Source organism: Acinetobacter sp. 148, from assembly GCF_031196675.1.
Classification (GTDB): domain Bacteria; phylum Pseudomonadota; class Gammaproteobacteria; order Pseudomonadales; family Moraxellaceae; genus Acinetobacter; species Acinetobacter baumannii.
The window spans coordinates 103278-116650 of record NZ_JAVIMT010000041.1 but is presented as its reverse complement, the minus strand read 5'-3'; the positions used below and the strand labels follow the sequence as shown (position 1 = coordinate 116650).

At 40.9% G+C, this 13373-nt stretch carries 10 protein-coding genes; 7 read left to right on the top strand and 3 right to left on the bottom strand.

The features are described from left to right. Positions 1-11: 11 nt before the first annotated feature. On the bottom strand, positions 12-1025 hold the full coding sequence (locus tag RFX69_RS08055; protein WP_024436158.1) for an AraC family transcriptional regulator: 1014 nt from the start codon (positions 1023-1025) through the stop codon (positions 12-14). A 136-nt stretch (positions 1026-1161) separates the two neighbouring features. Here RFX69_RS08055 and RFX69_RS08050 point away from each other — a divergent pair, with 136 nt between their 5' ends. The 4 genes from RFX69_RS08050 to RFX69_RS08035 all read left to right on the top strand — a co-directional run bounded on the left by RFX69_RS08050 (position 1162) and on the right by RFX69_RS08035 (position 6213). Beyond that, positions 1162-2649 (top strand): NAD(P)/FAD-dependent oxidoreductase, encoded by a 1488-nt coding sequence (locus RFX69_RS08050; RefSeq protein WP_000483427.1) that lies wholly within the window; start codon positions 1162-1164, stop codon positions 2647-2649. A gap of 44 nt (positions 2650-2693) precedes the next feature. Further along, positions 2694-3548: an SDR family oxidoreductase gene (locus tag RFX69_RS08045; RefSeq protein ID WP_000834600.1), complete on the top strand. Its 855-nt coding sequence runs from the start codon at positions 2694-2696 to the stop codon at positions 3546-3548. A gap of 72 nt (positions 3549-3620) precedes the next feature. After that, entirely contained in the window at positions 3621-4514 is an 894-nt protein-coding gene (locus RFX69_RS08040) for an alpha/beta hydrolase (protein WP_271052208.1), read from the top strand. A 28-nt stretch (positions 4515-4542) separates the two neighbouring features. Continuing rightward, positions 4543-6213, top strand: a complete 1671-nt coding sequence (locus RFX69_RS08035; protein ID WP_289332834.1) for a GMC family oxidoreductase — start codon at positions 4543-4545, stop codon at positions 6211-6213. Between the two features lie 59 nt (positions 6214-6272). On the opposite strand, the gene RFX69_RS08030 is transcribed toward RFX69_RS08035, so the two are convergent. Beyond that, entirely contained in the window at positions 6273-7553 is a 1281-nt protein-coding gene (locus RFX69_RS08030; RefSeq protein ID WP_005129136.1) for an OprD family outer membrane porin, read from the bottom strand. Positions 7554-7584: 31 nt separating this feature from the next. After that, positions 7585-8931 (bottom strand): MFS transporter, encoded by a 1347-nt coding sequence (locus tag RFX69_RS08025; protein WP_271056276.1) that lies wholly within the window; start codon positions 8929-8931, stop codon positions 7585-7587. A gap of 376 nt (positions 8932-9307) precedes the next feature. Between RFX69_RS08025 and RFX69_RS08020 the strand changes: the two genes are divergently transcribed. Genes RFX69_RS08020 through RFX69_RS08010 form a run of 3 tightly spaced genes read left to right on the top strand, consistent with a single transcriptional unit; the run spans position 9308 to position 13172 of the window. Further along, a complete protein-coding gene (locus RFX69_RS08020; protein ID WP_289332835.1) occupies positions 9308-10993 on the top strand; it encodes an arylsulfatase in 1686 nt (561 codons plus the stop codon). A gap of 25 nt (positions 10994-11018) precedes the next feature. Continuing rightward, positions 11019-11972 carry a formylglycine-generating enzyme family protein gene (locus RFX69_RS08015; protein WP_289332842.1) on the top strand — a complete coding sequence of 318 codons (954 nt, stop codon included), beginning with the start codon at positions 11019-11021 and terminating at the stop codon, positions 11970-11972. A gap of 12 nt (positions 11973-11984) precedes the next feature. After that, the gene (locus RFX69_RS08010; protein WP_261481392.1) at positions 11985-13172 is read left to right on the top strand and encodes an OprD family porin; all 1188 of its coding nucleotides are present in this window, start codon (positions 11985-11987) and stop codon (positions 13170-13172) included. Positions 13173-13373 lie beyond the last annotated feature (201 nt).

Below are 13373 nucleotides of genomic sequence, written 5' to 3'. Positions count from 1 at the left end.
AGATATTTTGATTATTGGCTATTTAACCGCATGGCATGAGGTGTTTTCCCATGCCATCTTTTATAAGCATGAATAAAACTGGCAGGTTCGGCATAGCCTAACCACTCGGCAATTTGCTCAACAGAAGCTTTTGGTAATGCCAAATACTGCTCTGCTAAGACCTGTCTAACCTCTTCACGAATCTGGATAAAAGTCATTCCTTCCGATGCCAAGTGACGGCGCAGGGTTCTTGTATTTAAATGCAATCGATCAGCCACTATATCCATAGATGGCATTTCCCCGCGCATACTCATCAGCTGCTGTTGCACTAAGGTTGTAAATTTATTTTGTGATTGGCGCTTTTCTAATATTTGACGACATTGTTCTTCTGCAGTGTGCAAAACCAACTCATTCGCCATGAGTAATTTTTGATCCACTTTTTGCGGATCAAGAATTACAAAACTTTTAGCTGCGCCAAATTCTGGCATGACCCCAAATAAATTCCGATAAGGCTCGGCATCACCTTTGGGTTGGAAAGAAAAAGCCAAATATTGGCAAAAATTATCCTGCACCAAATCTCGCTGTACCGTAATCAGTGCAGCGGCATCGCGTTCAATAATGAATTGACGCACTGAAGATGGGATATCTTGCTCATCAATTTCGATACGGATTCCTTGTGGTGTATCCGATACCTCAAAGCGAGTAAAAGCAAAAGTTAAAGTGAAATAGGTTAAAGCCAAATCTAGTGCTTCGCGAATGCTGGCGCTACTCATCAGAGCCATGCCTAATGGCCCAAATGTGGTGAAATGATAGCGTGTGCCCACCTCTAAGCCTAATGTCGGTCTGTCTCCTAGTTGCTCAACCAAGTTATGAATCAACTGTAATTCCTGATGGCCTGTCACCACCATATTAGGGTCAAGTAATTGTTGTTGGCTAAGCCCAGTCCCTTGCAAAATTGTCTGATAAGAGATGCCTGATTCCATCGCGAAATCAGCCATTAACCGAACACTATGTACACTGCGTTCAAATGCCCATGCATACTTCACTGTATCGCTCAGAATGTCCTCGAATCACAATATTTTGTCCTCATCCATCCTCTAAATCAAGTTAATAAACGTCTATTCTGCATACAGGAAATTGCGATTTTTTCGCTCACTGTTTTTAAGGATTTTAGAGCAGCCTATGTTTAATTCGTCGTCTAATTCAAATAAAAATGTACGCATCGCCATTATTGGCACTGGCTTTGGTGGTCTAGGACTTGCCATTCGTCTCAAACAAGCAGGTTTTGAACAATTTACGCTATTTGAAAAAGCTGCCGATGTAGGTGGTGTCTGGCGTGACAACACTTATCCGGGCGCTGCATGTGATGTGCCGTCACATCTTTATTCTTTTTCTTTTGAACAGGAACTTGGTTGGAAAAATCGCTACGGGACATCTCAAGAGATTTATCAATATTTACGTCACTGTGCCGATAAATATGACCTTCGTCCGCACATCAAATTTAACACTGAAATAGCCAGCGCCGAATTTGATGCACTGCAAGGTGTATGGCACATCCAAAGTACAACTGGTGAACAGTTTGAAGCGGAATTTCTGGTTGGTGCTGTAGGCCAACTTAACCGCCCAGCCTATCCAAAACTTAAAGGCATTGAAAACTTTAAGGGTAAGGCATTTCACTCAGCGCGTTGGGACCATGACTATGACTTAACTGGTAAACGTGTTGCAGTCATTGGCACAGGCGCAAGCGCGATTCAGTTTGTACCTGAAATTGCAAAACAAGTGGCTCACCTAGACGTTTATCAACGCTCAGCGCCTTATGTTATTCCAAAACCGGATCGGGTTTACCAACCTTTAGAGAAAAAAGCTTTCCGTAAACTGCCGATCTTGCAAAGTCTAGACCGTGCCTTGCAATATGGCCATCATGAAATTCGCCTACTTGCTTTTACAACTTCACTTAATGAAATGCCTTTGGTGGAATACATATTCCAGCGCCACATTCGAAAAGTTGTTAAAGATGGGAAGTTACGCCACCGCTTAATGCCTGACTATCCAATTGGTTGTAAACGTATTTTAATCTCTAACCACTGGTATGAAACGCTGACCCAACCTCATGTTGATGTGATTGATACAGGCATTCAAGAAATTACTGAACATGGCATTTTAGACACGGAAGGAAAGCTGCGTGAAGTTGATGCCATTATTTACGGTACAGGTTTTACAGCGACTGAATTTATGGCGCCAATGCAAATTACTGGACTTGATGGGCGTACATTAAAAGACACATGGAAAGATGGTGCTGAGGCTTATTTAGGTCTAACAGTAAACGGATTCCCTAACTTCTTTATGTTGTATGGACCAAATACCAACCTCGGGCATAACTCAATCGTCTATATGATTGAAAGTCAGGTGAATTATATTTTAGATGCACTACGCACTACTTTGAAAAATAACCTGCTGTTCACCAACATTCGTGCCGAAATTCAACACGAGTTTAATCAAAATATTCAGGAAAAAATGAAAAAAACGGTGTGGGCGCAAGGCTGTACCAGTTGGTATCAAACTGCTGATGGCAAAAATACCAATAACTGGCCAGGTTTTACCCTTGAATATCGACAACGTACTCGTCGCTTCGACATTGAAAACTACACGCAGGTTTCGGCTATTTCTTAAACAAGCTTCACCATAGGAAATGAGAAAAATAAACGGAGAATTTTATGAAGTCTTTTAAAAATAAAGTTGCAGCTGTGACAGGTGCGGGTTCTGGTATTGGACAAGCACTTGCCATAGTACTCGCAAAACAAGGTTGCCATCTGGCACTTTCCGATATCAGTGAAGCTGGATTAGCGAAAACAGTCGAGCTGTTGGCACCCTATTCTGTCAAAGTCACCACTCAAAAAGTTGATGTGGCTAAGCGTGATGAAGTTGCAACTTGGGCAAAGGCAGTAGTAGATGAACATGGCCAAGTTAACCTGATTTTTAATAACGCTGGTGTCGCAATTGGTAGTACGGCTGAAGGTGTGAGCTACGAAGACCTTGAATGGCTCATTGGTATTAATTTTTGGGGCGTAGTTTATGGCACCAAAGAGTTTTTACCTTACTTAAAGCAAAGTGGTGACGGGCATATTATTAATATTTCCAGTATGTTCGGCTTAACAGCTCAACCAACTCAAAGTGCTTATAACGCTAGTAAATTTGCCGTTCGTGGCTTTACTGAATCATTGCGCCAAGAACTCGATCTACAAAATGCTGGAGTGAGTGCGACCTGTGTGCATCCGGGTGGTATTCGTACCAATATTGCCAAAGCTGCCCGCATGAATAATAGCGTCCAGTCTTTAGGAATGGATCCTTTAAAAAGTCAGGATGCTTTCGATAAATTACTTCGCACCCCTGCTGATGATGCAGCTCAACAAATTTTAGAAGCTGTTCGTAAGGACCGTCGCCGTTTACTCATTGGAGCCGATGCGAAAGCCGTTGATATGATTCAACGTATTCTGCCACAAGGCTACCAAAAGATTTTTGCAACTGCCACTGCCTTTCAAACCCGTCTACTCAACAAATCAGCAAAATAAAAATAGTGGTCAGCATGCTCTTAATCTTAAGAGATGCTGACTAATCTCACATGCTTAGTATGAGTCCTTATTATGAAGCAACTTCTTGCATGGACCATCCGTACCACACTACGTCCAGCTTTATCCCCTAAAACACCACTAAAGCTACAACGTTTTTGTAGTGATGCAGCCAGTGCTATTGTGCTTGGGCCTCGTGGTTATCAAACAAAAAAGCAAATAATTGCTCAAGTTCCTACGCTTCATATTCGGCCTAAGACCATTAAGTCAGGTCGCGGTATTTTGTATTTACATGGTGGTGGCTATGTCGTGGGCAGTAGCAAAAGTCACGCTAAACTTGCCGCTCAGATCGGACATGTAGCTCAAGCACAAGTCTGGTTACCTGAATATCGTCTGGCCCCAGAACACCCAAGCCCTGCTGCTATTGAAGATATCATTGCAGTCTATAAAACTTTACTTGCTTACGGACAAGACCCTAAAAAACTTGTAATTGCGGGTGACTCCGCTGGCGGCGGGCTGAGCTTAAGCACCGTAATTGCTTTACGAGATGCTGGTTTACCTTTACCAGCGGCTTTAGTTTTACTTTCGCCTTGGGTTGACTTAAGTCTTTCAGGAAACACAATAAAAACTCATGCTGCTCAAGATGCGATGTTGTCAGAGGACTGGTTAACCTGGTGTGCAAAAAACTATTGCGGCCAAAAATCGGCAACCGATCCAACATGTTCCCCACTTTATGCTGACTTAACCGGATTACCGCCGATTCTGATCCATGTCGGTACCGAAGAAGTTTTATTAGACGATGCAAAACGCCTTGCTGAACAAACTGAAAAATACGGCATTCCGACGAACTTAAAGCTTTATGACCAAGTCGGACATGTTTTTCAATTTCATGCAGGTATACTAAAGGAATCTAATGACTCCATTGAGCGCATTGGGCAATTCATTGATAAACATACAGAGTCAATATAAAAAATATCATTAGACAGGAGCCTTCATCATGACAATAAACAATTATGACTATGATTACCTCATTATTGGTTCAGGCTTTGGTGGTAGTGTTTCTGCTTGCCGTTTAACTGAAAAAGGCTACTCAGTTGCCGTAATGGAAATGGGGCGACGCTGGAAAGCTGAAGATTTTGCTAAAAACAACTGGAATACTCGCCGCTGGATTTGGCGTCCGGGTATGAAACTTTTCGGTTATTTCAACATGCGTTTTTTTCGCCATGTCACCATTATTTGCGGTAATGCTGTCGGCGGTGGTTCAATTACCTATGCCAATACCCTACTGGTTCCACCTGAACATATTTGGGATGAAGGCACATGGGCAGATGCCGCGGACTGGAAAAATGAAATGCCTCAGCACTATGCTGAAGCAGAACGTATGCTTGGCGTGACTGATAATAAAATTTTCGGCCCTGCCGACCACATGCTAAAGAAAATGGGTGAAGCAGTCGGTGTTGGCCATACATTTAAACCTACTCGTGTTGCCACTTTCTTTCCACCGGAAGGTGAAGAAGGTGGGAAGACCTACCCTGACCCTTATTTTAACGGCGAAGGTCCAGACCGTGGCACTTGTACCGCATGTGGCGGTTGTATGACGGGTTGTAAACACAACGCAAAAAATACATTAGATAAAAACTATTTGTACTTTGCCGAAAAAAATGGCGCCAAGGTTTATGAAGAAACCAAAGTAGTTGATGTTAAACCACTCAATGGTAAAGCCGATGGCAGCGACGGTTATGAAGTCACGACCGAATGTTCAAGCTCATGGTTTAACACACAACGTCGTACTTGGCGAGTTCGTAATGTGATTTTCTCGGCATCTTCTTTAGGGACACAAGAGATGTTGTTCCGTTTAAAACAGTCTGGTTCTCTGCCAAATATTTCTGATGATTTGGGTAATCGGGTTCGTACCAATGCCGAGTCGATTTTAGGTGTTCGCTTTTTTGGTAAAGATGTCGACATGAGTAAAGGTGTTGCTATTGGTTCAAGTATTTACATTGATCATGACACTCACATTGAAGCGACTCGCTACCAAAGTGGCTCAGATGCCATGGGCCTTATGTGTACTTACATGGCTAAAGGCAAACCGGGTTGGACGCGTATTTTCTTTTGGTTATGGGCACTCATTTGCCATCCATTTATTTTCCTTCGCATGAGTAATCCTGTCAGTTTTGCACGTCAAACCTTAATTTTCCTTGTCATGCAAACTGCCGATGCCTCAATCAACATGCGCTTGAAACGTAACTGGTTCTGGCCTTTTGGTAAGGTGTTATCGAGCGAAGGTAAAAAGCTACCTGTTTATATTCCGCAGGCCAATGCATTTACCGAAAAAGTTGCCAAAATGTTTAATGGCCACCCCATGACGACCATTACCGAAATTTTGTTTAACGTACCTTTTACAGCTCACTGTATGGGTGGTTGTGCAATTGCTTCAAGTCCAGAGCGTGGTGTGGTAGATGGGCAAAATCGGGTATTTAACTATAAAAACTTATACGTTGTAGATGGTTCAATGTTAGGTGCAAATTTGGGCGTTAACCCAAGTCTCACCATTACAGCTCTGGCAGAACGTGCAATGTCTTATATTCCAGCTAAACATACTTTAGAAGAACAAGCTTATACTCAAACTCATGATGAAGTTTTAGAAGCAGCAAAAGTATCTGCTTAACCACATCCAAAAGCAGGTTAAAACCTCAAATAAAAGGTTTCAACCTGCTTTTTTAATATTTAAAATTTAAAGGTGTAATCGACATTCAAACGCGTTTCATTTGCCGAGTGGAAAGTCATATTCGTTGGCATGTCATTACGGTAGTGAGAAAAGCGGGCCCGCATTCCTAAGCCTTTTAACTTGCCTTCTGGAATTTTATAACCCAAATCAAACTCTAGCGAATCTTCTTTAAATCGCTGATCGCCATATTGCAGTAAATCAATATCTTCACCTTTAGCATAACGGGTCATAAAACGTAGTCCGTTTAATGACACATCACCTAATCGCGCATCTTTAAAGTCATACTCATAACGAACTGAATAGACTTTTTCATTTTTGTTCGAATAGTCCGAACTCATGAAATCAAGTACAACCGGACTTTCAGTTCCAGATAAGAATGGCAAACCTGTTGAACCAAATGACTGCATATAACCCAAAGAAAGCGTATGGTTTTGATAGTTCAAACCCAATAAGCCACTAATATGGCGGTTATCGACCTCTCCTATTTTTTTACTTCCAGTTTCTTCACTATTAAAAAACCGCACATCACTTAAAAAGTTAAGCTGGTCATTCAAAGGTTGTTTGCCGTTAAAGCCCAAAAATTGTTGCTGGTAAATGTCTTTCAGTTCGGCATGGTAAGCACGTAAACGGTAGTCTTTTAACTGATAACTTCCACCTAAAGTATAAAACGAGTCAGTGGTGGCTGCTTTGTTAAATCGATGATTGATATTGTCTGTTCCAACATCGGTATAACGAATGGAGTCACGCTGCCGTACTTCGTCGACATAAAAACCTTCGAGTTGAAGATTGGGAATTTCATTTGAAACAAAGCGAATACCGCGATAAGTCTGAGGGAACAAACGTGCTGGTGATGAAAATATGGTTGGCAATTGTGGAACCAAGTCCCCCACAAAAAGCTCATTTTTTCTAAATTTAGCCTTCCCTGTAATACCAATTTTCCCATAATAATCATCACGCGAGTTATCGGTATTCACTGGTAATAAGCCACTCCTTGCATAGTCATCAGCACGGCTTCCCATCAGGTTAAAACCTGCCATTGCCAGTACATCAACTCCGAACCCAACTGTCCCTTCGGTATAACCAGACTGTCCTTTAAAAATTAAACCCTGCGCCCAATCTCTGGCTGCTGTATAGGGATATGGATCTTTTTTATAGTCTCGGTCAAAGTAAAAATTACGCAGCGTCAGCTCAGCTTTACTGTCTGCTATAAACTCAGCATGCACAACTTGACTAAATAATGGGCACAAGCATACCCCCACCCACAATGGTGTCTTTTTCATTTTTTAACTCAACTATTTAATTTTTAATGGATTAAGGTGCTGTTTTAAGTGAGAAGTTTTGCTCTTTCTTACTTCGGTAAAAAGCGCTACCTAAACTCAAAATCAGGAAAATAGCCAAAATAAACACCACACCGTAATAGGCATACAGCGTTGCAGGTGCAATACCTTTATCTAAGAAAATGCCTGCAACCGTTGGCGATAAGATTGCCCCAATCCGACCAAAACCAATTGCATAACCCACGCCGCGACTACGGATTTCAGCATCGTAAATCGTTGGAGAAATAGAATATAAACCTGCCACACAGCCATTAATGAGTGTGCCAAGTAATAAACCGACTATGAGAGCAATGCTCACTTGAGATGAAACGGCGACAAATAGGAAAACACAGACAGCGGTTAATCCCAGAAATAAGCTTAGGGCATAGAAAATTTTCATGCGGGAAGCAAGTAAACCAATAATGGCTGCTCCGAAAATACCACCAATACTAATTAAAATACCGGTACTTACGCCTTGTTCAGGCGACATTCCCATTGAAATCAGAATTTTTGGTGTCCAGCTCATGACAAAGTAAAAGCCAAACATCACTAAAAAGAATGCAAACCAAAGACAAAGTGTCTGGAACCCCTGCTGTCCTGAAAATAATTTACCAATATCACCTGTATTTTTGTGATTATTCTGGCCGTAATAAGGTAAAGCTTTTAAAGCAGTTAAACCCATACGGTTCACTGTTGCGTTAATACGTTCTAGTGCCTGTTTTGGTCTTTTCGCCAACAAATAATCTAAAGATTCAGGTAATAACCATGCGCTAATTAGTAACATCATTATGGTTGTGATGCCCCCTGCCAAAAAGATTGAACGCCAACCTAAATGCTCAATTAAAGCCAGTGAGAGTACTCCGCCCAGTGTCGCACCAATGCCATAACCTGTAGACATTAAACTCACTGCGAGACTACGCCAGCGTGTATTGGCATACTCACTTGCCAAGACATTACTACTCGCAAGAATCCCGCCTACCCCAATTCCGGTAATAAACCGAAGTGCTGCCAACATACCGTGACTTTGCACTAAAGCACAGCCCAACATGCTAAGACCTGCAATCACAAGACAAACCAAGATGAGTAAACGGCGACCGATTTTATCGGCTAAAGGTGCGAGAAAAATTGAACCGGCAGCCATCCCAAAAAGACCTGAACTCAGCAATAAGCCAATTTGTGCGCCTGAAAGTGACCATTCTGCTGACACGGATGGAGCGGTAAAAGCCATTACCATCACGTCAAAGCCATCAATAATATTGAGACAAATACAGATCAAAATGATGAACCATTGATAACGGCTCATATTATTGTGATTAATCTCACTTAGAACATCTCTTTCCATTTGTGCATCTCCCAATGTGGATAAGAGATACACACGACATTGCTAATATGAGCGATTGGGTGGTTATGCATATCCGTATCCATCATGACCTAGAGGAATATTTGTTTTTTTGAGCATCCTGCTCTTTTTCTATACTGAATATTTGGATCCAAAAAATCAACTAAAATTATAAATTGATTATTAAAACATCTATAAACATATAAATTATATAAGTATAAAATTATTAAAAACATAAAATTAGATTGTTTGAATATTTTTATGGATCCACAATAAAAAATCTATTATGATCGATTCCAGAGCATTTTTTAGCCAAAAAAGCTCTGTTCATTTCCATGGAATGCAAGATGCATTTATAAAACTTCAAAGGATTGTTGTTATGAAACTCAAAAGAGTAAGCCAGCTTACATTGGGACTTTTTTTTGCCAGCCAATTGTTTTACACAACGCAAGCAGCATCTCCAAAAAATCAGCCACTACCCAACATCATGATTATTTTGGCCGATGATCTTGGATTTTCAGACATTAGTGCCTATGGCAGTGAGATTAAAACACCTCATATTGACAGCCTGTTAAAGCAAGGAAAAATGCTTTTCAATTTTCATGCTTCATCAATGTGTTCACCTACTCGTGCACAGCTTATGACAGGTGCAGATAACCACTTGGTAGGTTTAGGTGCCATGTATGAAACTTCTAAACGACAAGAAAAATTGTTTGGCGCCGATAGTCCGCGTGCACTCCTTAAAATTGATGGATATTCAGGTCACTTAACGCAAAATGCTTATACACTCGCAGAAATTTTAAAGACTAAAGATTATTACACCTTCATGGTCGGTAAATGGCACTTAGGCTATGCTCCCGAACAAAACCCTAAAGCCCGTGGTTTTGATCAATCTTTTGCCCTGCTCGATGGTTTCGATTTACACTTTAAAGACCAACCTAAAAACTATCCGCGCAACACCCAATACACGGAAAATGGTCAAAAGGTCACACTGCCTGACAACTACTATTCAACCGACTTTTTTACACAAAAAGCTTTTGAGTACTTAGATAAAAATAAAGCGCAGAAACCATTTTTTGCCTACCTCGCCTATACCGCTCCACACTGGCCAATACAGGCACCTGCTCACTATAGAGATTTATACAAAGGTAAATACAATCAAGGCTATGATGCGATTCGCAAACAACGCTTTGAACGTCAAAAGAAATTAGGATTAATTCCTACAAATGCAGAATACCCAACTGAAAGTGGTAATCAGGCTTTAGGCACTAAAAGCTGGAATGAACTCACCCCACAAGAGCGCAAATATGAAGCGCGTAAAATGGAAGTTTATGCTGGCATGGTCACCCAGTTAGATGATCGAGTGGGCGATGTTATTCAATATCTTAAAAAGCATCATTTATATGACAACACTTTGATTGTGTTTATGTCAGATAACGGCGCTGAAGGTGGTGATCATAATTTCCCAATGGGTGATGCCGACAATCGTTATGAAAATATAGGCAACGCCAGCTCATATGTTTATATGGGACCACGCTGGGCCGAAGTGAGCAGCACCCCATTTACGCACTGGAAGTCAGCTGCTTCAGAAGGTGGAGTACGTGTTCCATTTATTGTTAAATCGCCTGTACAAATTTCTAAACAACGTGGAATCAACGATAACTTTGCGACAGTCAGAGATATATTCCCCACTGTTATGGAACTCGCGGGTATTCAAAATAATCAAATCTATCCAGCTTCAAGCACTAAAATTAAACCGTCTGGTTTTAGCCTAATTCCTGCTTTTAAGGATAATACTGCCCGTATTCGCCCTGTTAATTATTATGACTTTAAAGAATTGCATGGCAGCCGCTATGCCAAAACTGACGAATGGAAACTTGTTGAAAACTCACCTTCTAAATTTAAAAGCCATGGTTGGGAACTCTACAATTTAAAAACAGATTTTAATGAGCAACATAATGTTTATGCAGAACATCCTGAGATCGTCAAAGTCTTAAATGATAAATATTTAAGATATGCCGATGAAAATGGTGTTGTGGATTTTGAGCAATACAATAAAAAGTAGAGAAAACCAGATGAAACAAATCATGATGCTTTCATCGTTTCTCTTACTTGGTGCATGCCAAAAAACCACGCCTCAACTAGAACAGACCACCTTGCCCGACTTAGGCAGCAAAGCTAAATGTAATTCTTATTCGGGCCTTCCTTCGGGTTGGCCTAAAAACAAAGAAGCCGGCATGGTCAAGCTTCCGCAAGGAAAAATTGTTTTAGGCACCACACAAGGTTATGAAGATGAACGCCCATTAAACTTACAGGCAACTTCCGTTCCCGCTTTTTTAATTGATGCAACTGAAGTCACCAATGCCCAATTTCAAGAGTTTGTTAAACAAACGGGTTATGTCACCGATGCAGAAAAGCAAGGCGGTGCGGCCATGTTTGTACAACCTGAGCATCCAGTTGAAGAACTAAAATGGTGGCGATTTGAAAAAGGTGCCAATTGGAAACACCCATGGGGCTTAAATAACTCTAAACAACCTGCACCTCATGAGCCTGTTCGCATGGTGACATGGAATGATGCTTATGCTTATGCAAACTGGCTAGGTCATGACTTACCGACCGAACTTGAATGGGAATATGCAGCTAAAGGTTTTCAGCAAAATTCCGATATTGGCCCTACCCACGAAGGCCATATTGTAGCCAACTTCTGGCAAGGTGAATTTCCATACAAAAATGTTCAGGAAGATGGTTTTAAGGATGTGGCCCCTGTTGGTTGTTTTAGCAAAAAACCATTTGGCTTATACGACTTGATTGGCAATGTATGGGAATGGACGCAAACACCCTATACAGGGCCAAGAGATCACCATATGGGGGATCCATCGAAATATCGGCAAAGTCACGAACAGATTTTGCAATACACGATTAAAGGTGGCTCTTATTTATGCGCAACCAACTATTGCGCGCGTTATCGTGCTGCCGCGAGGCATCCACAAGAACTCGACCTTGCCACCAGCCATGTCGGATTTAGAACAGTAAAACGCTTTTAAACGGATTTAAAAATGAAGCATATTTTTATTTATGGGATTTTCTTCTCAGGGACGACCTTTGCCTGCTGTTTAGCTCACAGTGCAGTCGATGTTAATTTTCAAAATACACTCACACTAAAAACATTCAACTTCGACAGACAATATGAAAATGGGACCAGCCCCGATACTCATAGCTTGAGCCAAGGTCTGATCTATCGTAGCGACTGGTCAACCAAACTTAATGAGGTTCAGCTACACCTCAATCCAAGCATTCAATATGCTTATCGCCTAAGTAGCGACCAACATACCAATGATATGGTCATACCCTTTGACCCTAACACCAAAAAACAAGCACAAGACTACGTTAAATATGGCTTAGGAGCTGGAGTTGAATATCAAAACTTTCGCATGAATATAGGTGAAATTATTCCCGACTCACCACTTACCCCACAAGTGGATACACATCAATTACGAGTGAACTACAAAGGCTTGGAATTAAAATATAAGACACCACAACAAAATTTCGAGCTGGGTTTGATTAACCGTTATTCACCTAAAAATGAGGAGGACTACCACAAACTCGCCATATCAAAACATGAATCTGACGGACTCTATTTCTTTCAGTGGGATGGCAAAACACCTCGGTACCACTGGAAATTTTATAATGGTTACTTAACAGATCTCATCAATCAAAGTTACCTTGCTTTTGATTATCAATGGACAAAGCAGCACACTACAAAATTACGTGTGTTTCGCCACGACGATGTCGGTAAATCAAAGCTTGGTGAATATGACAATACATCCATAGGCGCTATGCATTTCATCAAACATGGCAACTTTACAACCGGAATTGGCTATCAAGAAAACTTTGGCAAAGATGGTATTCCAAAACTCGACAATATACCCATCCCGCATATGGTGAACTGGACCTTAGGTGCGTTTACCAAAGCAGATGAAAAGTCTTATCATTTCGTTGCCTCGTATGACTTTAAAGACTACATCAAGGGCCTAAAAGTGACCTATAAATATATTTATGGCGATTCATTTCAGTCCATGAATCAAAATGATTTTGAGCAAGAAAGTGATGTGTTGATTCAGTACGACCTAAATGCTTGGGTTAAAAATCTTAAGTTTCTTTTCTTAAATATTAACTACGACACCAAACATGGCAAAAGTCTGGATGAACAGCGCATGATGCTTCACTATACGGTTAATTTCTAAATCTCTACACTCCCATAATGGCTTAACCATAGCCATTATGGATCCAAATAAACCAATAAAAAATTTCACCACAAAATTCCAAAGAAACGTAGAAGTCCTTAACAACAGTTAAAAACAGACAAATCAACCAACTTTAAAGAACAATATTTTTGAATAAATATACTGCTTATCAATTGACCAATATTTTTATTTATTATAAAT